The 26103-nt window shown below is 64.7% G+C and carries 26 protein-coding genes; 13 read left to right on the top strand and 13 right to left on the bottom strand.

The window, feature by feature from the left end; translation table 11 throughout:
• The first annotated feature begins 2 nt into the window (after nucleotides 1-2).
• The 9 genes from lptB to B0E48_RS13995 all read left to right on the top strand — a co-directional run bounded on the left by lptB (nucleotide 3) and on the right by B0E48_RS13995 (nucleotide 8249).
• Nucleotides 3-722 carry an LPS export ABC transporter ATP-binding protein gene (gene lptB / locus B0E48_RS14035; RefSeq protein WP_077518776.1) on the top strand — a complete coding sequence of 240 codons (720 nt, stop codon included), beginning with the start codon at nucleotides 3-5 and terminating at the stop codon, nucleotides 720-722.
• A 91-nt stretch (nucleotides 723-813) separates the two neighbouring features.
• Nucleotides 814-2274: an RNA polymerase factor sigma-54 gene (locus B0E48_RS14030; RefSeq protein WP_077518893.1), complete on the top strand. Its 1461-nt coding sequence runs from the start codon at nucleotides 814-816 to the stop codon at nucleotides 2272-2274.
• Nucleotides 2275-2426: 152 nt separating this feature from the next.
• Nucleotides 2427-2750: a ribosome-associated translation inhibitor RaiA gene (gene raiA / locus B0E48_RS14025; protein ID WP_077518892.1), complete on the top strand. Its 324-nt coding sequence runs from the start codon at nucleotides 2427-2429 to the stop codon at nucleotides 2748-2750.
• Nucleotides 2751-2847: 97 nt separating this feature from the next.
• Nucleotides 2848-3819, top strand: a complete 972-nt coding sequence (hprK, locus tag B0E48_RS14020) for an HPr(Ser) kinase/phosphatase (protein WP_217318061.1) — start codon at nucleotides 2848-2850, stop codon at nucleotides 3817-3819.
• Between the two features lie 4 nt (nucleotides 3820-3823).
• Nucleotides 3824-4732: an RNase adapter RapZ gene (gene rapZ, locus B0E48_RS14015; protein ID WP_077518775.1), complete on the top strand. Its 909-nt coding sequence runs from the start codon at nucleotides 3824-3826 to the stop codon at nucleotides 4730-4732.
• Between the two features lie 37 nt (nucleotides 4733-4769).
• Nucleotides 4770-5162 (top strand): PTS fructose IIA subunit family protein, encoded by a 393-nt coding sequence (locus B0E48_RS14010; protein ID WP_077518774.1) that lies wholly within the window; start codon nucleotides 4770-4772, stop codon nucleotides 5160-5162.
• Complete coding sequence (locus B0E48_RS14005; RefSeq protein ID WP_077518773.1) at nucleotides 5155-5424, top strand: HPr family phosphocarrier protein; 270 nt, start codon at nucleotides 5155-5157, stop codon at nucleotides 5422-5424. The genes B0E48_RS14010 and B0E48_RS14005 overlap by 8 nt, the downstream gene beginning before the upstream one ends.
• A gap of 68 nt (nucleotides 5425-5492) precedes the next feature.
• Entirely contained in the window at nucleotides 5493-7238 is a 1746-nt protein-coding gene (gene ptsP / locus B0E48_RS14000) for a phosphoenolpyruvate--protein phosphotransferase (protein WP_077518890.1), read from the top strand.
• Nucleotides 7239-7445: 207 nt separating this feature from the next.
• On the top strand, nucleotides 7446-8249 hold the full coding sequence (locus tag B0E48_RS13995; RefSeq protein WP_254423974.1) for a hypothetical protein: 804 nt from the start codon (nucleotides 7446-7448) through the stop codon (nucleotides 8247-8249).
• Between the two features lie 114 nt (nucleotides 8250-8363).
• On the opposite strand, the gene B0E48_RS13990 is transcribed toward B0E48_RS13995, so the two are convergent.
• A complete protein-coding gene (locus tag B0E48_RS13990; RefSeq protein WP_077518772.1) occupies nucleotides 8364-9251 on the bottom strand; it encodes a LysR family transcriptional regulator in 888 nt (295 codons plus the stop codon).
• Nucleotides 9252-9338: 87 nt separating this feature from the next.
• Here B0E48_RS13990 and B0E48_RS13985 point away from each other — a divergent pair, with 87 nt between their 5' ends.
• Complete coding sequence (locus B0E48_RS13985; RefSeq protein ID WP_077518771.1) at nucleotides 9339-10379, top strand: YeiH family protein; 1041 nt, start codon at nucleotides 9339-9341, stop codon at nucleotides 10377-10379.
• A gap of 60 nt (nucleotides 10380-10439) precedes the next feature.
• Here the strand turns inward: B0E48_RS13985 and B0E48_RS13980 are convergent, their stop codons facing one another.
• The 6 genes from B0E48_RS13980 to B0E48_RS13955 form a co-directional block, all read right to left on the bottom strand.
• Nucleotides 10440-10769, bottom strand: a complete 330-nt coding sequence (locus tag B0E48_RS13980; protein ID WP_077518770.1) for a hypothetical protein — start codon at nucleotides 10767-10769, stop codon at nucleotides 10440-10442.
• Between the two features lie 82 nt (nucleotides 10770-10851).
• Complete coding sequence (locus B0E48_RS13975; RefSeq protein WP_077518769.1) at nucleotides 10852-11874, bottom strand: LacI family DNA-binding transcriptional regulator; 1023 nt, start codon at nucleotides 11872-11874, stop codon at nucleotides 10852-10854.
• A gap of 171 nt (nucleotides 11875-12045) precedes the next feature.
• Nucleotides 12046-13470, bottom strand: coding sequence for a sugar porter family MFS transporter (locus B0E48_RS13970; RefSeq protein WP_077518768.1), 1425 nt, complete (start codon nucleotides 13468-13470; stop codon nucleotides 12046-12048).
• A gap of 91 nt (nucleotides 13471-13561) precedes the next feature.
• Nucleotides 13562-15253 carry a YbaL family putative K(+) efflux transporter gene (gene ybaL / locus B0E48_RS13965; RefSeq protein ID WP_077518767.1) on the bottom strand — a complete coding sequence of 564 codons (1692 nt, stop codon included), beginning with the start codon at nucleotides 15251-15253 and terminating at the stop codon, nucleotides 13562-13564.
• Between the two features lie 156 nt (nucleotides 15254-15409).
• Nucleotides 15410-17224, bottom strand: coding sequence for a DNA helicase RecQ (recQ, locus tag B0E48_RS13960; protein ID WP_077518888.1), 1815 nt, complete (start codon nucleotides 17222-17224; stop codon nucleotides 15410-15412).
• Between the two features lie 74 nt (nucleotides 17225-17298).
• On the bottom strand, nucleotides 17299-17640 hold the full coding sequence (locus B0E48_RS13955) for an MGMT family protein (RefSeq protein ID WP_077518766.1): 342 nt from the start codon (nucleotides 17638-17640) through the stop codon (nucleotides 17299-17301).
• A gap of 70 nt (nucleotides 17641-17710) precedes the next feature.
• Here B0E48_RS13955 and B0E48_RS13950 point away from each other — a divergent pair, with 70 nt between their 5' ends.
• Nucleotides 17711-18115 carry a hypothetical protein gene (locus B0E48_RS13950; protein ID WP_077518765.1) on the top strand — a complete coding sequence of 135 codons (405 nt, stop codon included), beginning with the start codon at nucleotides 17711-17713 and terminating at the stop codon, nucleotides 18113-18115.
• A gap of 7 nt (nucleotides 18116-18122) precedes the next feature.
• On the opposite strand, the gene B0E48_RS13945 is transcribed toward B0E48_RS13950, so the two are convergent.
• Nucleotides 18123-19241 carry an inorganic phosphate transporter gene (locus B0E48_RS13945; RefSeq protein ID WP_077518764.1) on the bottom strand — a complete coding sequence of 373 codons (1119 nt, stop codon included), beginning with the start codon at nucleotides 19239-19241 and terminating at the stop codon, nucleotides 18123-18125.
• 89 nt (nucleotides 19242-19330) lie between these two features.
• Nucleotides 19331-19960, bottom strand: a complete 630-nt coding sequence (locus B0E48_RS13940) for a pit accessory protein (RefSeq protein WP_077518887.1) — start codon at nucleotides 19958-19960, stop codon at nucleotides 19331-19333.
• Nucleotides 19961-20082: 122 nt separating this feature from the next.
• Between B0E48_RS13940 and B0E48_RS13935 the strand changes: the two genes are divergently transcribed.
• Nucleotides 20083-21405 carry a hemolysin family protein gene (locus B0E48_RS13935; protein WP_077518763.1) on the top strand — a complete coding sequence of 441 codons (1323 nt, stop codon included), beginning with the start codon at nucleotides 20083-20085 and terminating at the stop codon, nucleotides 21403-21405.
• Between the two features lie 87 nt (nucleotides 21406-21492).
• Here B0E48_RS13935 and B0E48_RS13930 read toward each other — a convergent pair whose 3' ends face one another.
• On the bottom strand, nucleotides 21493-22251 hold the full coding sequence (locus tag B0E48_RS13930; RefSeq protein WP_077518762.1) for an RNA methyltransferase: 759 nt from the start codon (nucleotides 22249-22251) through the stop codon (nucleotides 21493-21495).
• 125 nt (nucleotides 22252-22376) lie between these two features.
• Between B0E48_RS13930 and B0E48_RS13925 the strand changes: the two genes are divergently transcribed.
• Nucleotides 22377-23180 (top strand): inositol monophosphatase family protein, encoded by an 804-nt coding sequence (locus B0E48_RS13925; protein WP_077518761.1) that lies wholly within the window; start codon nucleotides 22377-22379, stop codon nucleotides 23178-23180.
• 53 nt (nucleotides 23181-23233) lie between these two features.
• Here B0E48_RS13925 and hda read toward each other — a convergent pair whose 3' ends face one another.
• From hda to B0E48_RS13910, 3 genes are read right to left on the bottom strand one after another with little or no spacing between them, the layout of a single operon-like run.
• Entirely contained in the window at nucleotides 23234-23941 is a 708-nt protein-coding gene (gene hda / locus B0E48_RS13920) for a DnaA regulatory inactivator Hda (protein ID WP_077518760.1), read from the bottom strand.
• Nucleotides 23938-25113, bottom strand: coding sequence for an AI-2E family transporter (locus tag B0E48_RS13915; protein ID WP_077518759.1), 1176 nt, complete (start codon nucleotides 25111-25113; stop codon nucleotides 23938-23940). Before B0E48_RS13915 ends, hda begins: the two co-directional genes overlap by 4 nt.
• Nucleotides 25114-26097, bottom strand: a complete 984-nt coding sequence (locus B0E48_RS13910) for a DUF2066 domain-containing protein (protein ID WP_077518758.1) — start codon at nucleotides 26095-26097, stop codon at nucleotides 25114-25116.
• Between the last annotated feature and the right edge of the window lie 6 nt (nucleotides 26098-26103).

The following is a 26103-nucleotide window of genomic DNA, read 5'->3' as shown; positions in this document are numbered from 1 at the left end:
CGATGCTCTCCGCCGACGGTCTGCAAAAAAGTTTCAAGGCACGCAAGGTGGTGCGCGATTTCGCGTTCTCGATCCGCGAGGGTGAAGTGGTCGGTCTGCTTGGCCCCAACGGGGCCGGCAAGACCACCTGCTTCTACATGGTGGTCGGTCTGATCGAGGCCGATGCTGGCAGCATCAAGCTGGACAAGCAGGACATCACCGGCCTGCCGATGCATGCACGCGCCAAGCTCGGCATCGGCTACCTGCCGCAGGAGGCTTCGGTGTTCCGCCGGCTCAGCGTGGCCGACAACATCATGGCGGTGCTGGAACTACGCGATGGCCTCAGCGAGCAGCAGCGCAACAGCGAGCTGGAAAGCCTGCTGGACGAACTGAAGATCGGCCATATCGCCGACCAGAAGGGCATCAGCCTTTCCGGTGGCGAACGCCGCCGTGTGGAAATCGCCCGTGCGCTGGCCGCGCAGCCGCGCTACATGCTGCTGGACGAGCCGTTCGCCGGCGTCGACCCGATCTCGGTCGGCGAGATCCAGCGCATCGTGCGGCACCTGAAGGAGCGCGGCATCGGCGTGCTGATCACCGACCACAATGTGCGCGAGACACTGGGCATCTGCGACCGCGCCTACATCATGAGCGAAGGCGAAGTACTTTCGCGCGGCACCCCGGCGCACATCCTGGCCGACGAAAAGGTGCGCGAGGTCTACCTGGGCCGCGAATTCCGCCTCTGATTGCCGTTACCCGGCAATCGGTTGCATGCGGCTATGGCCGCATCTGCGAGCAAGCGCTAGGATGGCTGCGAGTTCCTTCGACCTGGCTGGCATGAAACCCGCACTGCAGTTTCGCCTCCACCAGCAACTGACCCTGACGCCGCAGCTGCAGCAGGCGATCCGTCTGTTGCAATTGTCGCAGCTGGAGCTGGAGGCCGAACTGCGGCAGATCGCCGAGAGCAATCCGCTGCTGGAATTCGCCGAAGAGGCCGAGGACGAAGAAACCGTCGATCGCGAAAGCGCCGAAAGCGAATACCCGAGCGCCGAAAGCGTCGCGGCGGCCGGCAGCACCGATAGCGAAGACACCGGTGAATGGGCCGATGGCGGCGGCGCCGAAGCACCGATCGACTTCTCCAGCAGCAGCGTTGGCAGCAGTGGCAGCCTTGGCTCGCGCGGCGACGACGATTTCGAGCCACAAAACGCCGCACCGGAAACCCTGCAGCAGCATCTGCTGTGGCAGCTCAACATGGCCTCGTTCAATCCCCGTCAGCATCTGATCGCCACGGTACTGATCGACGCACTGAATGCCTCCGGTTACCTGAACGAAGGGCTGGAGGCGGTGCTGGCCGTGCTGCCCGCCGACCTGAAGGCGAGTCTCGACGAAGTCGACGCCGTGCGCCGGCAACTGCAGGGCTTTGACCCTGCCGGTGTGGGCAGCCTGGATCTGCGCGACTGCCTGCGCGTGCAGCTGGAACAATTCGATCCGGCCACACCGCAACGTGAACTGGCCCTGCGCATCGTCGACAGCGAGCTGGAACTGCTGGCGCGCAACGATATCGCGCGGCTGGCGCGCCGCCTGCGTGCCGGCGAGGATGATGTGGCCGCCGCCGCCGTGTTGATCCGCAGTCTCGATCCACGCCCCGGTGCGAGTCTCGATGCCACCCCGGTGGAATATGTCGCACCGGATGTCTACGCCTTGCGTGACGGCAGCCGCTGGCGGGTCAGCCTGAATCCGGATGCGCAGCCGCGGCTGGGGCTCAACCAGCATTACTGCGGACTGATCGCACAGGCGCGCGGCGAAGACGCCAGCTGGATGCGCGGCCAGCTGCAGGAGGCGCGCTGGCTGATCAAGAGCCTGGAATCGCGTGCCGAGACGCTGCTCAAGGTCGCCGAAGCGATCGTGCGGCGGCAGAGCGCGTTTCTCGATTACGGTCCCGAGGCGATGCACCCGCTGGTGCTGCGCGAGGTGGCCGAGGAAGTGGCCATGCATGAGTCGACCATTTCACGGGTGACCACGCGCAAGTACATCCATACCCCGCGTGGCACGTTCGAACTGAAATATTTCTTTTCCAGCGGGGTATCCACCGAGGATGGTGGGACTGCTTCTGCCACCGCGATCCAGGCCATGCTGCGCAAGCTGATCGATGCGGAGGATGCGCGCAAGCCGCTGTCCGATCAGGCGATTGCCGAGGAATTGCAACGCAAGGGTATCCAGGTCGCCCGTCGCACGGTCGCCAAATACCGGGAAGGATTGCGCATCCCCAGTTCCAGCGAACGCCAGCGTGCCGGTTGATTCACTGGCATATATTCACGGGAACTTGGTTAATCCAAAAACGTTCCCATACCTGATACCGAAGAATGATTGACGATGTACCGCCGCCACTCGGCCACGGTACGTCCACCCGCCGCGAAAGCGGCACTGCAGCACCAGAGGAGGCGCACGCTATGCAATTCCAACTCAGCGGCCAGCAGATCGAAGTCACCCCGGCCCTACGGGACCACGCCACCGCCAAGCTTGACCGCCTGACACGCCTCGACGAGAAATTGATCAGCCTTGCCATCGTATTGTCGGTCGACAAGCTCCGACAGCGGGCTGAAGGTACCTTGGGAGTGATCGGCGCCACCCTGCATGCCGAAGCCGTCGAAGCCGACATGTACGCCTCCATCGACGTCCTGTTCGACAAACTGGTCAACCAGTTGCGCAAGCATCGCGAAAAAGTCAGCGACAAGCATCAGCAGGAAGCGCGCGACGCGCGCCAGTACGGCTGATCCCTCCCGCGGTCTGCCCTTCCGGCAGGCCGCTTTCTTGCGAAGGCGCGTATCCGTCCAAGCTGGCACAATGGTCATGCCGTCGCAGCAGCCCGCCATGCGACGCAAGGATCTTCGCTTGGACCGGATCAGCGCGCGACAACTCTACGATGGCGTCCACGAACGCATGGCCCTGCGCTGGTTGTCGGGCATGCGCGGGGAAACGCGCGTGATCGAGCCTGGTGCCGCGCAGTCGCGCCGGCCTTCGCTGATCGGCTACCTCAACGTCATCTATCCGAACAAGATCCAGATCATCGGCACCGAGGAACTGAACTTCCTCGACACGCTTGATTCGCGCCAGCGCTGGGAGGTGATGCACAAGATCGCCGCCTACCAGCCGGTGGCGTTGATCGTGACCAAGGACCAGGCGGTACCGGCCGACCTGCGCGAGGTCGCTGAGGAAACCAACACGCCGCTGTGGATCAGCCCCAAGCGTGGGCATGAGTTGCTGACTTATCTGCAATACCATCTGGCACGCATGCTGGCGGCGAAGACCACCTTGCACGGCGTGTTTCTGGAAGTGTTCTCGATCGGCGTGCTGATCACCGGCGAAGCCGGCTCCGGCAAGAGCGAGCTGGCGCTGGAACTGATCAGCCGCGGCCACCGGCTGGTCGCCGACGATGCCACCGAGTTCACCCTGATCGCACCCGACGTGATCGACGGCACCTGCCCCGAGCTGCTGCAGGACCTGCTGGAAGTGCGTGGCCTGGGCGTACTCAACGTGCGCGAGATGTTCGGCCACATGTCGGTCAAGCCGTCCAAATACCTGCGTCTGGTCATCCACCTCAAGCCCATGCGCGAGGGCGACGAAACCGATGCATTGACCCGCCTCACCGGCGACATCGGCCATCGCGAAATCTTCGACGTACCGGTGCCGATGATCACCATCCCGGTGGCGCCGGGACGCAACCTTGCCGTGCTGGTCGAAGCCGCCGTGCGCAGTCACGCGCTGAAGAGCAAGGGCATCGATCCCGCACAGACCTTCATCGACCGCCAGGCGCACCAGCTGCGTCGGCTGCCGCCGTGGTGACCTCATGAACGAAACCGACACGCCCCTGCTCAATTCACTGGACGATCCGCACGAGATCCACCTGATCGTGCTCACCGGCATGTCCGGCGGCGGCAAGACGGTGGCGCTGCGCGCGCTGGAGGATCTGGAGTTCTACTGCGTCGACAACCTGCCCTCGGCGCTGCTGCCGCAACTGGTCGATGCCGCCACCAGCGGCGACCGCCGTGGCCGGCCGCGACGCATTGCGGTGGGGGTGGACGTGCGCAATCGCGGTGCCGATTTCTCGCACATGCCGACCGTACTCTCGCAACTGGCTGGCGCAGGCGTACAGGTGCATCTGATCTTTCTGGATTGCAGCGACGCGGTACTGATCAAGCGCTACTCGGAAACCCGCCGCCGTCATCCGCTGGCCATACGCGGCGTGTCGCTGGCCGACGCGATCGTCGAAGAACGCAAACTGCTGCGCCCGCTGATGGCGATCGCCGAGAAGGTGATCGATTCCAGCGAGCTCAACGTGCACCAGCTGCGCCGCCTCGTGGCCACCGGTTACGCCCAGGCGACGGCAGGACTCACCTTGATGTTCCAGTCATTCGCGTTCCGCCGCGGCTTGCCGCTGGATGCGGACTTCGTGTTCGATGCGCGTTGCCTGCCGAACCCGCACTGGCACGCGCACTTGCGACCGCTGTCGGGCAAGGACGCACCAGTACGCGAATTCCTCGACGCCGAGCCGCTGGTCAGCGAATACTTTGCCGACACCGCGCGCTGGCTGGATGCGTGGCTGCCGCGCTTCGAGCAGGACGATCGCAGCTACGTGACGATTTCGGTCGGCTGCACCGGTGGACGGCATCGTTCGGTCTACCTGGTCGAGAAACTCGCCGCGCATTACCGTGATCGCCGCGAAGGCGTACTCACCTTCCACCGTGAGCTGGAGTGAAGATCATGCCGCTGGCAAGCATCACGGAGAACCTCTCATGAACGTCGGCGTGCTGTTGATGACCCACGAGGCGGTCGGCAAGGCGCTGATCTCCGCCGCACATCACGTGATGCCGAAACTGCCGCTGCAGGTCGCTGCGGTGGAAATACCGCCGCAATCCGATCCGGATGTGATGCGCACACTCACTGTGCGCCATGCACGCGAACTCGATCAGGGCGACGGCGTGCTGGTGCTGGCCGACCTGTATGGCGCCACTCCATGCAATATCGGTCTGTCGCTGAGTGCGCTGGGCGTCCATCTTCGCTGCGTGTCGGGTCTCAACCTGCCGATGCTGCTGCGTGTACTCAACTATGCGGAAAAACCACTGGACGAACTGGCCGAGATCGCGGCCAGCGGTGGCCGCGGGGGAATCTTCATCGATCATGCTTGAACAAGAAATCATCGTTTCCAACAAACTCGGCCTGCATGCCCGCGCCTCCGCAAAACTGGTGCAGCTGGTGCAGGGTTTCAAATCCACCGTGTGGCTGGTCAGCAAGGGCCGCGAGATCAACGCACAGAGCATCATGGGCGTGATGATGCTGGCCGCCGGCATCGGCACGCCGTTGACCATCCGCGCCGACGGCCCGGACGAGCAATCCACCCTGGATGCCGTGGTCGCGCTGTTCGAGCGCAAGTTCGACGAAGGAGCCTGAATGGGCAATGCGCCTGCCAAGTTGGTGATCCTGCTGCGCATGCCGATCCGGCATGCGAGGTGCTGCGCGTGAGGCACGTACTCAATGGCACGATCGCCGCCCACGGCATGGCGCTGGGCCGGGCCCGGCTGGTGCAACCCAGCCGCTACAGCGTCGACACCCGGCCACTGGCCGAGGAAGAGATCGAGGCAGAGATTGGCCACCTGCACCGTGCGCTGGACACCGCACGGCAGGAACTGCGCGAACTGCGCGGCAAGTTGCATGGCGCATTGGCACGCGAGGTCAACGAGTTCATCGATGCGCACAGCCTGCTGCTGGATGACGCCGAGCTGCTGCGCGGGCTGGATGATCTGGTGCGGATCGGCCACTACCGTCCCGGTGCCGCACTGAAGAAACAGCGTGATCGCCTTTGCGCCGTGTTCGAGGCGATGGACGATCCGTACCTGCGCAGCCGCAAGGAAGACGTCGAGCAGGTGATCAACCGGGTGATCTCCGCCCTGCTGCGGCAGACCAGCCCGGAGGAACGCAAGCTGGCCGCGCGCGTGGGTGAGATCCTGATCGCCGACAGCATCGCGCCGGCCGACATGGCGCAGCTGGCCGGCAACGGTCTGCTCGGCGTGGTCGGCAGCTCCGGCAGCCCGTATTCGCACAGCGCGATCCTCGCGCGCAGCCTCGGTCTGCCGATGCTGGTCGGCACGCGCGATGCACTGTCCAACATCCACGACGAGGATCTGATCCTGCTCGACGCCGAGCGCGGCGAAGCGATCGTGCATCCCACCGCACAGGATCTGTCGCGCTACCGCGCCTGGCAACGCGAGGCGGTGATCGAGGGCCGCCGCCTGGCCAAGCTCGCGAATGCGCCCACGCGCACCCGCGACAACATCGAGATCTGCCTGCTGGCCAACGCCGAAACTCCCACCGACGTGGCCAGCGCGCGCGCGCGCGGTGCCGACGGCGTCGGCCTGTACCGCACTGAATTCCTGTTCCTCAAGCACAAGGGACTGCCGTCGGAAGACGAGCAGTTCATCGCCTATCGCGACCTGGTGATGGGCATGGGCGGTTTGCCGGTGACGATCCGCACGCTGGACCTCGGCGCCGACAAGGCCGATGCCGCCGGACTGGTGCTGCGCGGCGAGGACAATCCGGCGCTAGGCGTGCGCGGCGTGCGCCTGTCGCTGCGCTACCCCGCGGTATTCTCCACCCAGATCCGCGCGATCCTGCGCGCCGCCTGCTACGGCCCGGTGCGCGTGCTGGTGCCGATGGTGACTCAGCCGGACGAACTCATTGCGGTGCGCACGCTGTTCAAGCTGGCACGACAGGAATTGAAGCGCGAGAACATCGACCTGCCGGAGAAGCTTCCGCTGGGCGCGATGATCGAAGTGCCGGCCGCGGCGATCAACGTGCGCGCGCTGCTGGAACACGCAGACTTCCTCGCGATCGGCACCAACGACCTGGCCCAGTACGTGCTCGCCGCCGATCGCGGCAACGACGCACTGGAGAACATCTACAACCCGCTGCAGCCGGCACTGCTGCGGCTGCTGTCGCACGTGATCAGTGCCGGCCGTCGTGCGAAGAAACCGGTGAGCCTGTGCGGCGAGATTGCCGGCGACGTGAACTTCACCGCGTTGCTGCTGATGCTGGGCCTGCACGAATTCAGCATGCATCCGGGCCAGATCCTGCAGGTGCGCGACCGCCTCGCCACGCTCGACCACGCCCATCTGCGCCGCCATGCCGCCCGCCTGCTGCGCGCGCATACGCACGAGCAGGCCGAGGCGCTGCTGAGCGAGATCGTCGACGCGTCAGCCGCGAGCTGAAGCTTTCTGCCCCATGGCGACGACTCGGCAACCGGCTGCCTCAGCGACCCAATTTGTCACGAATTGTTTCGGCATCCTTTACACATCCCGGCGCATTGTTGAAGGTCAGGGGAAGGTCGAGGCATGCAGGTTCGGACGGCCGGTATTTCACTACGGCCGCTCCCGGCGCCTCGCGCATCCAATCAACGACATCGGGGAGAATCCATCGTGAAGAAATTACTTTTTGCCGGATTGCTGGGCGGCTTGCTGCTGGCCTGGTGGCTACCCACACCAGCCTTGGCGCAGAGCGCGTTTGACGGCACCTGGAAGGTCGACTTGAGCAAGGCGCACCTGCCAACGAAGCCGGACGTCCTGCTGCTGCAAAACGGCATGTACGAGTGCAAGACCTGCGCCCCGGCGTTCAGCGTCAAGGCGGACGGCACGGACCAGAAAGTTGCCGGACATCCGTATTTCGACTTGATCGCGATCAAGGTCATCGACGATCACACGATCCAGGAAACACAGAAAAAAGACGGCAAGGTCGTCGCCACTTCGCAAACCACGGTGGCGCCCGATGGGAAAACCGCGGCGTTCGAATTCAGCGACAGCAGCGACACCAATGCCGACCCGGTGACCGGCAAGGGCACCATGACCCGCACAGCGGCAGGTCCGAAGGGAGCGCATGCCATTTCCGGCTCATGGCGAACCTCCAGCGTCGCGAATGTCTCGGATAACGGATTGACCGTCACCTTGAAGGTCGAAGACAACAAGTTGAGCATGACCACGCCGACCGGTCAGTCCTACAACGCGAAGATGGACGGCACCGATGCGCCGTACATGGGCGATCCAGGAACCACCAGCGTCGCGGTGAAGAAGCTCGGCAAGAACAGCGTGGAAGAGACCGACAAGCGCGACGGGAAAGTCATCAGTGTCGCGAAGATGACCATCGCGGCCGATGGCAAGACGATGAATATCGCCGTCAATGACAAGCTGCACGGAACCACCATGTCGTACGTGGCAGCAAAGCAGTAGGCCTGCAACGACCTGCCTGTCACCTGAAGACTATCTTGTACAACTGCAGGGATTTCGCCGGCCATGGATGGCCTGTCGGCAGGTCAATGGAAGCGCGCAGGCTACGGCGCGAACTTAACCGCCAAAACCGGTGCCGTCGAGAAAGGCATCCAGCAGCGCGCCGCGATATTTTTGTCGATGCAGCAACAGCGAGAGCTTGCGGCGCAGGTCGAGGAACGGGGTTTTCAATGCCTTCAACCGTCCCGTCGCCAACGCATCGGTAACTGCCACCGCGGGCAGGCAGGCGATGCCGAGTCCGGCCACCACGACTTGCTTGATCGCCTCGATCTGGTCGAGTTCAAGCACGGTTTCACCCGGCGGCAGCTGCGCCAGCGCGCGTTCGCTGATCGCACGCGTGGCCGACCCCGGCTCGCGCAGCACCCAGCGAGCGCCGGCGAAATCCGCCGGCTTCAGGCTGCGCTTGCGTGCCAGCGGATGCTCCGGCGGCGCGCACACGACCAGCAAGTCGTCGCGCCACGGCCGCACTTCCAGCAAGGGATGAGTCACCGGCCCTTCGACGCAACCGATATCCAGGCTGTGATCGAGTACGCCGGCGGCAATCGTTTCGGTATTGCCCACGCGCAGGCGGATCGCCACCTGAGCATGCGCACGCACGAACGCACCCAGCAGTTCACCGACGCGGTAATTGCCCACCGTGTTGCTGGCGCCGATGCGCAGCTCGCCGCCCAGCGCCGTACCGTCCTCACGGCCACGGCGACCGAATTCAGCATGCCGCTCCAGCAACTCCTGCGCCAGCGGCAACAACTCGCGGCCACGCGCGTTCAGACGCAAGCGGCCGCGCTCGCGTGCAAACACCGGCGCATCCAGCTGCCGCTCCATTTCCGCCAGCGCCATGCTGGCGGCAGGCTGGGTCAGGTGCAGCCGCTCGGCGGCGGCACGCACGCTGCCGTGCAGCGCGATCTGCACGAATACCTGAAGCTGGCGCGGGCTGATGTTGATCATCAGCCTATCTTATACACATCATCAGATATTCCAAATTTTCCTGATGGATGCGGGCGCGGACAATGGCGCAATTACCGGAGCCCATGCATGAACGCGTCATCCATTGCTGCCCTTACCCACCCCACGATGCGCATGCGCACACCGGGCCTGTTGCTGGCGGTGGCAATTGGTGTGCTGGCCATGGTGCTGGGACGTTACGCGCCACTGATCGGCGGTCCGGTGATCGGTATCGTGCTCGGTATCCTCGTGCGCAATCTGTTGTCTCCGGGCGAACGTTACCAGCCGGGCATCGCCTTCGCCGGCAAGTACGTGCTGCAGTGGTCGATCATCGCGCTGGGTTTCGGACTCAGTCTCAGCCAGGTGGCGAAGACGGGTCTCGAATCACTGTCGGTCACGCTGGTAACGATGACCGTGGCCTTCCTCGCCGCGTGGCTGCTCGGGCGCTGGCTCGGTGTGCACGACAAGCTGAAGATCCTGATCGGCGTCGGCACCGCGATCTGCGGCGGCTCGGCGATTGCCGCGGTGACGCCGATCATCCGCCCGGATGATCACGACACGGCATTCGCGATCTCCACCATCTTCCTGTTCAACCTGGTCGCGGTGCTGCTGTTCCCGCTACTCGGCCACCTGATGCACATGTCGGACATGGGTTTCGGCCTATGGGCCGGCACCGCGATCAATGACACCTCGTCGGTGGTCGCCGCCGGTTACAGCTACAGCACCGCCGCCGGCGATTACGCCACCATCGTCAAGCTGACCCGCGCCACCCTGATCATCCCGGTCTGCCTGGTGCTGGCATTCGTCGTCGCAGCGCGTGAGAAGCGCAAGCACGCGCAGGGCGGTAGCACCGGTCACTTCAGCCTAGCCAGCATCTTCCCGTGGTTCATCCTGTGGTTCCTGGTCGCCTCGGCGATCCGCACCGCCGGCCTGATCCCGCCCGCCATCCAGCCGACGATCCACCTGCTGGCGGAGTTCCTGATCATCGTCGCGCTGACCGCGATCGGCCTGTCGGCCAACCTGCGCCGGATGGCCGCCAGCGGCATACGGCCGATCCTGCTCGGCCTGGGCGTGTGGATCGCCGTATCGGTAAGCAGCCTGCTGGTGCAACTGGCGATCGGGCAGCTTTAGAGGTGAATGGAGAGGAGTGAGAAAAGGGCGGATGCCCGACTCGTTACTCAATCCACACATTCACTTTCCACTTGAACTGGCCGCTGAAGCTGGCGCCGGCTGGCCGTGCATCAGCAAGCGCCGGATATAGGCGTGGACGTCGTCCTTCGACACCAGACCACGCTTGGACGTGTCGATGGCGTCGAAGTTTTTGGCAATGAACGCGACATGTCCGGCTTCCGCCTCATCCTTGCTGAGCAGGCCGTCATGACTTCTGTCAGCAGCGTCGAAATTCTTGTCCAACCTATTGACGCTGTCGACGATACTGCTGAGTCCGTTCTGTGCCGAGGCCAACAACGGGGCGCTCACGCAGGCGCCGAATACAAGCAAGATGAGCATCGCACGAAACATGGCAATCTCCTGTAGGCAAGAACCCTGCACACGACATCCACATTGAAAAAAATGTCCGCACATCGCGGCTTGTCCGTCTGCTCTAGCGCAGGCTTGAGCGCCGCACCATCAACTTCACCGGCAGCACCTGGCTTTCCACCGGCTCGCCGCGGATCAGGCTGAGCAGGCTGTCAACCAGGGCTTCGCCGGCCTGCCGGGTGTCCTGCAGGATCGTGGTCAGCGGTGGATTGACGAAGCTGGCCATCGCGATGTCGTCAAAGCCAGCCAGCGCGACATCCTGCGGCACGCGCAAGCCGTGGTCGCTGAGTGCATGCATCGCACCGATCGCGATCAGGTCGCTGGCGGCGAACACCGCGTCGAAACCGACCTCGCGCATGATCAGCGCGCGCATCGCCTCATAGCCGGAGCGTTCGGTGCTCTCGGCGTTTTCCTGCAAATCAGAGTCAAGCTCCACGCCAGCCTGCTGCAAGGCGGCGGCATAGCCGCGATAGCGCGCGAAGAATTCCGGATAGTGGCTGGAGGCGTCGCCGAGGAAGGCGATGCGGCGGCAGCCACGCTCCAGCAGATGCTCGGCCACCATCTGGCCGCCACAGAAATTGTCGCAACCGATCGAGACGCCCGGCTGATCCGGCAGCACCGCACCCCAGCGCACGAAGCGGGTGCCCTGGGCGACCAGTTTTTCCAGCTTGTCGGTGTAAGCCAGATAATCGCCGTAGCCGAGCAGGATCAGGCCGTCGGCCTTCTTGCTGTCGGCGAAATCGGCATGCCAGTCGCGCGAGAACTGCTGGAACGAGATCAGCAGGTCGTAACCCTGCAATGCGCAGGCACGGGTGATCGAGCCGAGCATCGACAGGAAGAACGGGTTGATGTGCGACTCGTCAGCGGTAGGATCCTCGAAGAACAGCAGCGCCAGCGTGCCGGTATGCATCCGGCGCAGGTTGGAGGCGTTCTTGTCGAGCTTGTAGTTGAGCTGCTCGGCGGCAGCTTCGATGCGCCGGCGGGTTTCCTCGTTGACCAGCGGGCTGCCGCGCAACGCACGCGACACTGTGGCCTGGGAGACCCCGGCCAGATGGGCAATGTCGATCGATGTGGATTTTCCCTTCATCTGCTGCCCGGTCCGGAACCCACTCACCGTACGGCGAAGCGCCGTCGGCTGTTCCGAATCCTAGCTGCTTTGCGCACCGCCTGCCGTATGCCTCCCGCCGCTCCTCGCGGCAGGGTCAACCCGGTGCTTGCGCTGAGGCTGCCTTCGGGATCACATCGTGATTGACGACACTCAGGCGCGCATGTCCTCCAGCTCGACCCCCTTGGTCTCGCGCACTGCGTACAGCACGAACAGCAGCGACAACAGCGCGAAGGCGGCGTACAGCCCATAGGCAAACGTGAGGCCGATTTCGGCCAGTGCCGGGAAGCTGCTGGTGATCGCGAAGTTCGCCAGCCATTGCGCCGCCGCCGCCACGGCCAGCGCGGTGGCGCGGATCCGGTTCGGGAACATCTCGCCCAGCAGCACCCACACCACCGGACCCCAGCTCACCCCGAAGAACACCACGTAGGCATTCGCCGCGACCAGCGCAACGATGCCAGTGGCACCGGGCAGGCTCAGCGTGGCGCCGCTGCCGGTGGCCTGCGAGAAGCACCACGCCATCGCCGCCAGGGTCACGGCCATGCCAGCCGAACCAACCACCAGCAACGGCTTGCGACCGATCTTGTCGACCAAGGCAATCGCCAACAGGGTCACCAGCACGTTGACCACCGAAGTGGCCACGGTGATCGTGAACGAGTCGGCCTCGCTGAAGCCGACCGAATGCCACAGGGTGGACGAGTAATAGAAGATCACGTTGATGCCGACGAACTGCTGAAACACCGACAGCAGGATACCGATCCATACCACCGGCAGCAGGCCGGCGGCCTTGCCGAGCAGATCGCTCAGGCGTGGTTGGTGTTCCGAACGCAGGCTGTCCTCGATGTCGTGCAGCTTGCTATCCAATGCTGTGTCGTTGTGCATGTTCAGCACTTGGCGCAGCACATCCCTGGCTTCCGCCAGACGCCCCTTGGCCACCAGATAGCGCGGCGACTCCGGCACGCCCAGCACCAGGGTGCCGTAGACCAGCGCCGGCAGCACCGCCGCCAGAAACATCCAGCGCCACGCACCCATACCGAACCACAGCGAGTGCGACGCACCACCGGCCGAACCGGCCAGCCACGCATCGCTGAGCAGCGCCGCGAAGATACCCAGCACGATCGCCAGCTGCTGCATCGAGCCGAGCCGGCCGCGGATATACGCGGGCGACACTTCGGCAATGTAGGTCGGCGCGATCACCGAGGCCACGCCGACGCCGATGCCGCCGACCAGCCGCCACAGGATCAGCTGCCACACGGCGCCCGCCAGTCCCGAGCCCAGCGCGCTGGCCACCAGCAGCACGGCCGCGACCTGCATGGTGCGCACACGGCCCCAGCGGTTCGCCAGCATGCCGGCATACCAGGCACCCAGCGCCGAGCCGAGCAAGGCGCAGGACACCGCGAAACCGGTCTGTGCGGCATCCAGTGTGAAGGCGCCGCGGATCGCGTCGACCGCGCCGTTGATCACCGCCGTGTCGAAACCGAACAGGAAGCCGCCCAGCGCTGCTGCCCCCGAGATCAGTACTACCCGTGCAGTGGCCCGTTGGCCCAGCCCATCATCTGTCGCGCCCACTGTGCTCATCGCGTCTCCCCAACGTTCATGGCATCAAGATGTTTGCACCCGAGTCTGCACTGTGCCCCCCGCCGTGTCCGGCTGAATACGTATGCAGCGTTTAGTGCTGCGGCGCACCCAGATGCTCGAGCATGCAGCGCGCCAGTTCGGGCTCGGCCAGCACTACCAGATCGGCACCCTGCTGCTGCAGGTGGGTCATGCAGTCATCGGAATCGGCACGGGCGATGATCTGCAGGTGCGGATTGGCCAGCCGTGCTACCCGCACCACCTCGCCACTCTCGAAGGCATCGGGCACGGTCACCACCAACGCACGCGCCTGGGGGAGATTGGCGGCTTCCAGCACATCATCCCGCGCCGCATTGCCGACGATCGTCTCGATGCCGTGCTGGCGCAGCATCGCCACCCGCTCCTTTTCCTCTTCCAGCACCAGTACCGCATGGCCCTGTTCGTGCAGCGACTCGCCGACCAGCCGCCCCACCCGACCATAACCGGCCACCACCACATGTCCGCTCAGCGTGCTGGTGACCAGGGTCTCCGCTGCCGGTTCGATACTCGCAGGCACAGCCGTGCCACCGAGCTGCCGTGCTTCGCGTGCATCCAGCCATGGCTTGGCGCGATCGAGCAGCTTGAACAGCAACGGGTTGATCAGGATCGACAGGATCGCGGCGGCCAACAGCACGTCCTGTGCTTCCTTTGACACCAGGTTCTGCGCCACACCCACGCCGATCAGGATGAACGAGAACTCGCCAATCTGCGCCAGGCTGGTGGCAATCGTCAGCGCGGTGCGCAATGGCCGTCCAGACGCCAGCACGATGCCGAACGCAGCCAGCGACTTGCCGATCACGATGATCGACAGCGCCGCCAGCACCACCAGTGGCTGGGTCAGCACCACCTGATAGTTGAATAGCATGCCGATCGAGACGAAGAACAACACCGCGAACGCATCGCGCAGCGGCAAAGTTTCCTCGGTGGCGCGCTGGGCCAGTTTCGACTCGCCCATCATCATCCCGGCGAAGAACGCACCCAGCTCGAACGACACGCCGAACAGGCCAGCCGCGCCAAACGCCACGCCGAGCGCGATCGCCAGCACCGCAAGGCGGAACAGTTCGCGCGAACCGGTATGTGCGACGACCTTGAGAATCCACGGAATCAGCCGCTTGCCGACCACCAGCATCATCGCCACGAACAGCACCACCTTGCCAATGGTCAGCGCGACGGTGCCGGCGATCGCTGCGAACGACAAGCTGGCGCCACCGGACTCGCCACCGCCCAGCGCCAGCCCGATCACCGGTAGCAGCACCAGCGCCAGCACCATCGCCAGATCCTCGACGATCAACCAGCCGACCGCGATGCGGCCACGTTCGGTTTCCATCAGGCGGCGCTCTTCCATCGCCCGCAGCAGCACCACCGTACTGGCCACCGACAGCGCCAGCCCGAACACGAAACTTTGCGCAAATGGCCAGCCCAGACCCCAGCCGAGCAACATGCCGAGCACGGTGGCCACCGCCATTTGGCCGAGTGCACCCGGAATCGCGATGTTCTTGACCGACAGTAGATCCTTCAACGAGAAATGCAGACCGACACCGAACATCAGCAAAACCACGCCCACTTCAGCCAACTGGTGCGCCAGATGACCATCGGCGACATAGCCTGGCGTGAACGGACCCACGACGACACCGGCCATCAGGTAACCGGCCAGCGGTGGCAACCTCAGCTTGTGCGCCAGCGCGGCAAACATGAAGGCCAGCACGATGCCGCTGACGAGGGTGCCAATGAGTGGGGCGTCGTGCATGCGCGATCCTTTCAGTACAACAATGGCAGCCGCGCGGGATGACCGCGGCGCGGCATGCAGAGATGTGCGCCGCCGCCATCTGACGACGCTGGCCTGCACGTGCAAGATCCTTCAGTTGTAAGGGCGATCCGTGGCCAGCGCAAGCGCCACGCGCACTTATTCCTGTGCGTTGATCACTGCGAGGAAATCGCGCCCATAACGTTTGAGCTTGGCTTCGCCGACACCGCTGATGGTGGCCAGCTCGTCTTCGTTCGCGGGAAGTGCGCGCAGCATCGCGAGCAAGGTGGCGTCGTGGAAGACCACGTACGGCGGCACGCCCTGCTGCTTGGCCAGCTGCGTGCGCAGCGCGCGCAGTTCATCCCACATCGACTGTTCATAGGCTTCGATACCGAGGCTGCCACCGGTGACAAGCTTGCTGTCGCGGCGGCGGCGACTGCCGCGCTCAGGCCGCGCATCCTCACGCAGCTTCACAGGCTTGCCGCCACTCAGCACGGCACGGCTGGCGGCAGTCAGCCGCAGCGTGCCGTAACCTTCGGCATCCGCTTCGAGCAGGCCGGCGGCGAGCAGTTGGCGGAACACCGAACGCCACTGCTTCTCGTCCATCTCGGCACCGATGCCGAACGTGCTGAGCTGATGATGATGCAGGCTCAGCACCCGCTCGGTCTCCTCGCCACGCAGGATGTCGATGACATGGCCGGAGCCGAAGCGCTGGCCGCTGCGATAGACCGCCGACAGCGCCTTCTGCGCCGGCACCGTGGCATCCCAGGTTTTCGGTGGCGCGATGCAGTTGTCGCAGTGGCCACACGGGCCGGGATAGATTTCACCGAATGTGCCCAGCAATAGCTGGCGACGGCAATCGGTGGCTTCGGCATAGGCCAGCAGCGATTCCAGCTTCTGCCGCTCGACCCGCTTGCGCTCGTCGGCCGATTCGGACTGAGCGATCATCTGGCTCATCGTCACCACATCGGACAGGCCGTAGATCATCCACGCCTCGGCCGGCAGGCTGTCGCGGCCCGCGCGCCCGGTCTCCTGGTAATAACCTTCGATGCTGCGTGGCAGGTCCAGATGCGCCACGAAGCGCACGTCTGGCTTGTCGATGCCCATGCCGAACGCAACGGTGGCGACCATCACCACTCCGTCCTCGCGCAAAAAGCGTTGCTGGTTTTTCGCGCGGGTCGCCGCATCCAGACCGGCGTGATACGGCAACGCCTCGACCCCGAGTTCGGCCAGCCATTCGGCGGTATCGTCCACCTTGCGCCGGCTGAGGCAATAAACGATGCCGGATTCACCCTGATGCCCCTGCAGGAATTCGGTGAACTGCCGCTTCGCGTTGTGGCGCAGACCGACCCGGTAGCCGATGTTCGGCCGGTCGAAACTGGACACGAACTGGCACGCCTGCTGCAGCGACAGGCGCTCGACGATTTCCTCGCGTGTGCGCGGATCGGCGGTGGCGGTGAGCGCGATGCGCGGCACCTGCGGAAAACGCTGATGCAGGATCGCCAGTTCGCGATATTCCGGACGGAAATCGTGGCCCCATTGCGATACACAGTGCGCCTCGTCGATCGCGAACAGCGCCACTTCCGTGCGTTCGAGCAGGCCGAGGAAACGTCCGGTCAGCAAGCGCTCGGGCGCCACGTAGAGCAGGCTCAGTTCACCCGCCAGCAGCTGCCGCTCGACCTCGCGCTGCTCTTCGGCGCCGAGACTGGAATTGAGATAGGCGGCAGCTACGCCGGCTTCGCGCAGTGCGTCGACCTGGTCCTGCATCAACGCGATCAGCGGCGACACCACGATGCCGGTGCCCTGGCGCAACAGCGCGGGGATCTGGTAGCACAACGACTTGCCGCCGCCGGTCGGCATCAGCACCAGCGCGTCACCACCTTCGCTCAGGTGTTCGACCACCGCCTGTTGCTGGCCGCGGAAACTGGGATAACCGAAAACGCTTTGAAGCAGGTCGAGGGCAGAGGCATTCATCGGCCACATGCTACCAAACCGGGCCACTCGACCCGCCGGTAAAACCTGCGGCGTATCGTCAGAGCCGCCGCCATTCAGGCGTCCGGCATGCCCCACAACGTGTGATCGAGATCACCATCCAGGCCGAACCGCGACAGTGGCACGCGGCCGTTCTTCACCTCGACGCCTTCGGCCCGCAGCAACCGGGATTGCTCGCGAAACCCACGGCTGCCGGGCGGCATCGCAATGTGACCGCTCGATCGCAACACGCGGTACCACGGCAGTTCCATGCCATCAGGTACTTCGCCCAACAGCCGACCGACCAGTCGCGCCCGTCCCGGCAGGCCCGCGCGGGCGGCGATGGCGCCATAACTGGCGACGCGGCCAGGTGGAATCGCGGCGATGGCAGCGTAAATACGGGTGGCAGGATCGTTCATGACAGGCGCGACTTGGACACGGAGTCGTGTCAGAGTAGCAGTGCTTTTCGCCAGCCAAGGAAGTCGCACCATGCGCCACTTCGAAGCCGTGCGTTCCCATATCGGCAGCCAGCACGAACTGCGCCACAACGATCCTTACCTGATCAGCTTCGACCTGAAACTGGCGCACGATCGTCATCAAGGCATCTATCTGGCCGAACTCGAGGACGAGTCCGGGCGCCGTTACCTGCGCATCTCGACCCCGATCGGACCGCTGGCCGGTACCGACCCCAGCCGCTGCCTGCGCTTCAACTGGCAGCAGCGCACCGGTTTCCTGGCGGTAGCCGATCTGGATGGCTCGCCCTACCTGCACCTGTGCGAAAACCGCCCCTACGAATTTCTCGACGGCGACGAGCTGCAACGTGTCGTTGGTGAACTGGGCACGCTCGGCGACCAGCTGGAACAGATCGTCGTCAACGGTGGCGACGCACTCTGAACTGCGCTTACAACTCCGTCGCGATAAGCCGCACCAGCCCATAGGCCAGCAGCGCGGTGATCGGCAGGGTCAGGATCCACGCCCATACCATGCGCTCCACCACCGACCAGCGGATCGCATTGAACCGCTTGGCCGCGCCCACGCCCATGATCGAAGCCGACACGTTGTGGGTGGTCGATACCGGGATGCCGAACGCCGAGGCAGTGAGGATCACCACGGCCGAACTGGTCTCGGCGGCGAAGCCGTTGATCGGATGCAGCTTGACCATCTTGTGGCCCAGCGTCTTGATGATGCGCCAGCCGCCACCGGCGGTACCGGCAGCCATGGTCAGCGCGCAGACCACTTTCACCCAGACCGGAATGGCGAAGCCGCCGGCGGTATCCTCGGCGATCCGCATGAACCCCAGCCACTGCGGCAGCTGGTCGAACTGATGCGCCGCGGTGCCGCCAGCCAGCGCCAGCGCGATGATGCCCATGCTTTTCTGGGCATCGTTCATGCCGTGCGCCACGCCCATAGCGGTGGCCGAGACAATCTGCGCCTTGCCGAAAAAGCTGTTGACGAACGGGGTGCGCCCGAACCGGCGTGACCAGCCATGCCGATTGGCGAACCAGGCCAGCAGCGCATATAGCCCGCCCATCAACGCAAAGCTGATGATGAAACCGCTCAGCGGCGACAGCACCATCGGGATGATCACCTTGGGGATCACGCCATGCCCGGTGATCCAGTTGCCCTGCACCCAGATCACCGACGCGAAATTGTTGCTTGATGCGGCCAGTGCGGCGCCGACCAGCGAGCCGACCAGCGCGTGGCTGGAACTGGACGGCAAGCCCAGCCACCAGGTAATCAGGTTCCATACAATCGCTGCCAGCAAGGCGCAGATCACCAGTTGCGGACCCACCGCGATCACTCCGGTGTTGATCAGCCCCGAGGCGATCGTGGCCGCCACGGCGGTGCCCAGCAACGCGCCAAACAGGTTGGTCACGGCCGCTAGCAGCACCGCCTGGCCCGGTGTCAGCACCTTGGTCGCCACCACCGTGGCGATCGAGTTGGCGGTGTCATGGAAGCCGTTGATGTAGGTGAAGGCCAGTGCAATCAGCACTTCCGCCACGACCAGGCCGAGACTCATGTGAAGTCTCCGGCGACACCAGCTTCAAGCCGCAGGAGCGTCCGTGTCACGATCAGGCAACGCGCGAGGGAAGGTATCACGGCGAACCCTCAGGAGTTTTTCAGCACGATCGAATAGACGATGTTGCCGACATCGCGGCACTTGTCGATCGCCTTCTCGATCAGCTCGAACAGATCCTTCGCCAGCACCGCGCGCATCACATCGCCACCTTCCACATACAAGGTTCGGTACGGCGACAGCAGCATGCGGTCACCTTCCGACTCCAGCGCCTGAAGGCGGTCCTGCAATTTCTTCACCGGGTCGATGCGCAGACCGCGCCGCAGCTCGCCGATCATCTGGGCCACGACTTCGCTGGAGCGCTCCAGCACCAGCGCACGCTGGGCGAAATCCACGCCATCGAGGCGCGCGGCCACGATCTCGTAACGCTCGGCGAACTTCTCGATCGTCTTGGGAATCTTGTACAGCGCCGAATTCAACGCCTCGATGTCTTCGCGATCCAGTGCGGTAACGAAGGTGTTCACCAGTCCTTCGCTGATCTGCGCAGCCAGCTCCTTCTCGCGGGCACGGGTGGCGGTAAATGCAGCCATCACCGAGCCCTGGCCCGGCTTGCTCAACAACTCATGCAGGGCCTTGGCGCTCTCGCAGACGGTGGCGGCGCTTTGTTCCAGCAAACCGTAGAACTTGTCGCCTTTGCCGAAAATCGTCTGCAGTGAAAACATGTTGGCCATGCCTGAAGGGGGTACGGAATGACGCGCATGTTACAGGACTGTCATGCTGCCCCGCACCACCACGGGCCGGCAGCCCTTACACTGTGGCACATGACACCCCTATCATTGCCGCGATGCTGACCGAAATCGCGCTCGTCCTCATCCTGGCCCTGTGCAACGGCTTCTTCGCGCTGTCGGAAATGGCGCTGGTCGCTTCCCGCAAGAGCCGGCTCAAGCAGATGGCGAAAACCAGCCGCCGTGCCGCACTGGCGCTGCGCCACGCCGAGGCGCCGGAGCATTTCCTGTCCACCGTGCAGGTCGGCATCACCCTGCTGATGCTGGTTACCGGCGCGATTGCCGGCGATGCGCTCGGCGGTCATATCGCCGATGCGCTGCATGACGAACAACTGGCCTGGCTGGCGCCGTATACCCGGATCCTCGGCATCCTGCTGGGCTTCGTGCTGATCTCGTTCATCCAGATTGTGATCGGCGAACTGGTGCCCAAGCGGCTGGCGCTGTCGGCACCGGAACGGTTTTCCTCGTATGCGGCGATCCCGATGTTGGTGCTGTCGCGGCTGACCGCGCCGTTCGTGTGGCTGTTGAACATATCAAGCAACCTGATACTGCGGCTGTTGCGAGTCAACCAGCATGGCCGCGGAGCCGTCACCGAAGAGGAAATCCGCCTGCTGGTCGCCGAGAGCGCCGAACAGGGCGTGCTCGACCCGGACGAACACAACATGGTCAACCGCGTGCTGCGTCTGGGCGACCGCACGGTGGACAGCGTGATGACCCCGCGCATGCGCATCGCGTGGCTGGATCTGGCCGCGCCGCGCGAGGAGAACATCGAGGTTTTACGACAGACGCCGTATTCGCGCTACCCGGTGTATCGCGGCGACGAGAGCGACGTGGTCGGCGTGGTCGAGGTCAAACGACTGCTGCACAGCTTTGCCGACGGCAAGCTGGAAATGTTCGAGCACCTGTCCAAGCCGCTGTTCGTGCCAGCCACCGCGCGCGCACTGGATCTGCTGGAAGAGTTCCGCGACGCCGAGACGCCGCTGGCGCTGGTGGTCGACGAGTACGGCGACATCGAAGGGGTGGTGACCGTCAACGACCTGCTGGCCGCGGTGGTCGGCGCCAGCCAGATCGGCCATGCCGGCGATGCCGAGGACGCCCCGATCGTGCAGCGCGCCGACGGCAGCTGGCTGATCGATGGCAGCCTGTCCACCGATGACCTGCGCGAACTGCTGCAGCTTGGCGAGCTGCCCGGCGAACAGGAACATGACTTCCGTACCGTCGCCGGTATGGTGATGACCGCGCTCGGCCATATCCCGCAGACCGGCGAAGTATTCGCGTGGCACGGCATCCGTTTCGAGGTGATCGACCTCGATGGTGCCCGCATCGACAAGTTGCTGGTTACCCCAGCGCCATCGCTGGAACCGTCGGACGACGAGCAGTAGGAACGCACCTTTGCGCGATGCTCTGATGTTTATTGCGCGAAGAACATCGCGCATAGGGTGCGCCTGCATGCGACCGGCGGCACAGCACTATTTGTTCTTCGCCAACCCCGCCATCCGCTGCGCATCGGCGAGGATGCCGTGCAGCACGCGCAGCTCGCGCTCATCCGGCTGGGCGCGCTGAAACAGCTTGCGCAGCCGCAGCATGATCGTGGTGGGTTCGCGCCCCTTGTGGAACTCGATCTCGTCCAGCGTCTGCGCCAGATGCCGATAGAACTGCTCCATCTGCGCGGCATCGGCCGGCGGTTCATCATGCACCGGAGGCACCGCTGCGGGCGCCTCGCCCAGCATCGCCACGCGCAGCTCGTAGGCCATCACCTGCACTGCCTGCGACAGATTGAGCGAGCTGAAATCATCCACGCTGGGAATCCGCACCATCGCATGGCAGCGCGCGAGCTCGTCGTTCTCCAGCCCGGTACGCTCGTTGCCAAACACCAGCGCCACCTGCTCGCCGCGGGCCGCCGCGGCCAGCGCCTGTTGCGCCGCCTCACGCGGGGAAATCTCCGGCAAGGTCACGCCGCGTCGGCGCGCGGACAAGCCGAGCGCGAGGCTGCTGCCGGCCAAGCCGTCGACCAGCTCCGCATGAATACCCGCATTGGCCAATACCTCATCCGCACCGGCGGCCAGCGCATTCGCCTCCCGATCGGGAAAACGCGCCGGCGCCACCAGCTCCATCCGCTCGAAACCCATCGTGCGGATCGCCCGCGCCGCGCTGCCGATATTGCCCGGATGCGAGGTGCGCACCAGTACGTAGCGGATGCGGGTGGCAAGGTCGTGAAGGTCGGTCATGCGATGCAGGCTGGGCGGTAAACAAGTGGGCAAGGATAGTGGTTTTCGGGCGACTGCAGCCCGGTCCGGGCCTGCCTCTGCTAGAATCGCCGGCCGCAACCCCGCTCTTTTGCAAAGTCGAAGCCATGCCCAGACCCCACGTTACGATCGCGGCGCGCGCCGCGCGTTCTGCAGGCAACGTGATCCTGCGCTACATGAACCGCATCGACGGCCTCAACATCGTCGAGAAGCAGCAGCTGGACTTCGTCTCCGAAGTCGACAAGCTGGCCGAGGCGGAGATCATCAAGGAATTGCGTCGCGCCTATCCCGACCACGCGATCCTCGCCGAGGAAAGCGGCGCGACCGGCAAGGGCCCGCTGCAGTGGGTCATCGACCCGCTCGATGGTACCCACAACTACCTGCGCGGCATCCCGCACTTCAGCGTGTCGATCGCGCTGCTGGAAAAGGGTGTGCCGATCCACGCGGTGGTATTCGACCCGTTGCGCGACGAGCTGTACACCGCCAGCAAGGGCGATGGCGCCTACATCAACGACCGCCGCATGCGTGTGTCCAAGCGCGAGAACCTCGGTGGCGCGATGATCGCCACCGGCTTCCCGTTCCGCCAGCGCGAACACCTGACCGCACAACTCGACATGACCCGCGCGATCCTCGGTCAGGCCGAAGACATCCGCCGCTCCGGCTCCGCCGCACTCGACCTGGCCTACGTCGCCGCCGGCCGCTACGACGGCTATTTCGAGATCGGCCTGAAGCCGTGGGACATGGCCGCAGGCGTGCTGCTGGTGCACGAAGCTGGCGGCCGCTACTGCGATTTCGCCGGCCGCGACGGCATCCCCGCCAGCGGCAACATCATCGCCGGCAACCTCAACGTGGCGAAGGCGATGGTCGATGCGATCGGGCAGCAGGCGACGCCTGGGTTGCTGAAGGCCTGAGCGTTCTCAACGCGGTTGCACGAGCAAGGGCGCCCTAGGGCGCCTTTGCTGTTTCAGGGTGCGGCTTCGCCGGCCTCGCGCAGAAATCCACGCAGGAACGGAATCGTGATACGCCGCTGCGCTGCCAACGACGCTACATCCAGCTTGTCCAGCAGATCGAGCAACGCACCCAGATCACGCGCATAACGCGCGAACAACCAGTCCAGCACGCTGTCATCGAGCTCGATACCTCGCGAGGCGGCCTGAGCTTTCAGCACGACACGGCGCTCGTTGTCGTCGAGCGGCTTCAGCGCGAACTGGGTGCAGGCGCCGAGACGCGAGCGCAAATCGGGCAGGCCGATACCCAACTGGGTTGGCGTGGCATCGGCAGCGAACAGCAACGCGCTGCCTTCGGCGCGAGCACGGTTGTAGAGGTCGAACAGCGCATGTTCCGCTTCGCGGTTGCCGGCGATCGCGCCGAGATCGTCCAGCGCCAGCAGTTCGCTGCCGGCGACGCCGCGCAACGCCGCCGCATGATCATCAATCGTTGCCAGTGGCAGATATTGCACGCGCCTTCCAGCAGAGTTCGCTGCCTGACACGCAGCCATCAGCAGATGACTGCGGCCGCTGCCGTTGGCGCCATGCAGGTAGACCCATGGCGCGCCAAGTTCAAGCGCCAAAGCCTGTACCGCGGCCAGCGCAGCGGCATTGGCACCGGCGTGGAAATGTTCGAAGCGCTGGCGACGTGGCCAGCGCAGGGCGAGCGGCAACTGCGGAATCATGGCGCGGCCCGATCATCCCCGGACGGTGCGATCGTGGTGTCGGTTTCGACCTCCCCATCGCGATGCACGGTGACGTCCACTTCGGCGATCACCGGATCGTCCGGCCCCTCCTCGTTGTACAGCTCGCTCATCCGGTAGCGTTCGAGCAGGTAGCGCAGCAGCACCATGATCACCGAGGCCGCCGGCAGCGCCAGCAGTACGCCGAGGAAGCCGAACAGCGAGCCGCCCGCGAGCACCGCGAAGATCACCGCCACCGGATGCAGGCCGATCTTGTCGCCGACCAGCTTGGGCACCAGCACATAGCCTTCCAGCAACTGGCCGACGATGAACACGCCGCAGACCAGCAGCACATGCGTCCAGTCGCCGTACTGCACCAGCGCGGCGATGATCGCGCCGGCAAAGCCGACGATGAAGCCCAGGTACGGCACGAAACTGAGCAGGCCGGCGACCATGCCGATCAGCGGACCCACGCTCAGCCCCATCAGGGTCAGGCCGGTGCCGTAGAACACGCCCAATGCCAGCATCACCAACAGCTGACCCCGCACGAAGGCACCGAGCACCTTGTCGGACTCGCGCGCCAGATAAGCAATGGTGGGCTGGATCGAGCGCGGCAGCATGCGATCAATCGTGCCGACCAGCCGATCCCAGTCGCGCAGCAGGTAGAACGCCACCACCGGGATCAGCACCAGGTTGGTCAGCCACATCACGATGCCCAGCCCGGAGCGCGACACCTTGCCCAGCACGGTCGACGCCACCCCGCCGATCGAGCCGAGGTGCGCCTTGATCGCGGCCAGCAGGCGATCGCTGTCGAACATGCGCGGATCCAGATGCAGGCGCGCCTGCAGCCACGGCCACGCGGTGTTCTGCGCCCATTCGCCGTAGCGCGGCAGGTTCTCGATCACGTTCTCGACCTGTCGCGCGATCAGCGGAATCAGCAGCAGCAGCACGCCAACCAGCACAACCATCAGCACCATGAACACGATCGTGGCCGCCCAGGCGCGGCTCAGTCCGAGCCGCTCCAGCCGGTCAGCCAGCGGATCGCCCAGATAAGCCAGCATGCCGGCGACCGCGAACGGCATCAGCACTGGCGACAGCAGCCAGATCAGGTAGACGATGACCGCCGCGATGGCGAGCATCTGCCAGTGTCGTGCAGTGTCCTTTTCGTGATTCACTCAATGCACCCAGCGCAGGTTGGCATCGGCGCCCTGATGCGGTTCGCCCTTCAGCAGCAGGCGGCCACTGGCGGCGAGGTTCGCGGCCAGTCCGCTCAGCGGCAGGGCTGCCTTGACGTACAGCAGCACGCCGTCGTCCTGGGCACCCAGTGTCGACACCTGGCGCACCGACGGATCGGCCTGCAGGGTGGCCAGCAGGTTGGCGTAGTCCAGCGCCGATTTCAGCCCGCTCACCCATAGCTTGCCCTCGCTGACACTGGCACCGACCACGTTGAGCTGCTTGCCGATGCGATCGACCATGCCCGTGCCGGCGGTAGCGAGCAAAGTGTCCTCGGTGGCGCCCTGACTGCTCCAGTGCTGCGCCTGTCCACCGGAAATCAGCGTCCAGTCGGCACTACCGCCATGCAGCTTGCCGAGCAGCACCAGACCGGTGTGGTATTGCTGGTTGACCGCTGCCAGCGTCGCCGAATCGGCCGCACCGAGCTTGGCCAGATCCAGCGTACTGCCCGCGGCCGGATACACCACGTTGGTACCGCGCGCCGCCGCCGCCGCGGCCAGACTGGCGAGCGCGGTCTGGTCGAACAGTGCGCCATCATCCCCCTGTACCAGCAGCAGCACCGGCGGCTTGATGCCGGTACTGGCGACACCGAGCTTGGTCACCAGCCGGCGCACCGAGCCGGGCTCGAAGTCCACCGCCAGGGTCAGCCCGGTGGCGGCACGCTGGTACTGGAACTTCTGCACGATCGATCCGGCACTCCCCAGCGCATCGGGGTAACCGGCATTGCCGCGCAGGTCCTGACCGCCGGCAACCCGCGTCAACACCTGCCCCAATGCGGTAGCGAAGGCCTGATCACGCTGGACGGCACTGGTGTCGGTGACCGGCACGATGACCGAATAGGGCGAACCGGCCGTTTGCGCGTACAGCGACGGCAGCGTGGCAAAACCCAGTAGCAGGGCAACGATCAGCAGACGTGACAGGCGCATGGACGT

The sequence above is a fragment of the Rhodanobacter sp. C03 genome (assembly GCF_002001175.1).
Classification (GTDB): Bacteria; Pseudomonadota; Gammaproteobacteria; order Xanthomonadales; family Rhodanobacteraceae; genus Rhodanobacter.
This window is presented reverse-complemented; position numbering and strand designations above follow the sequence as displayed.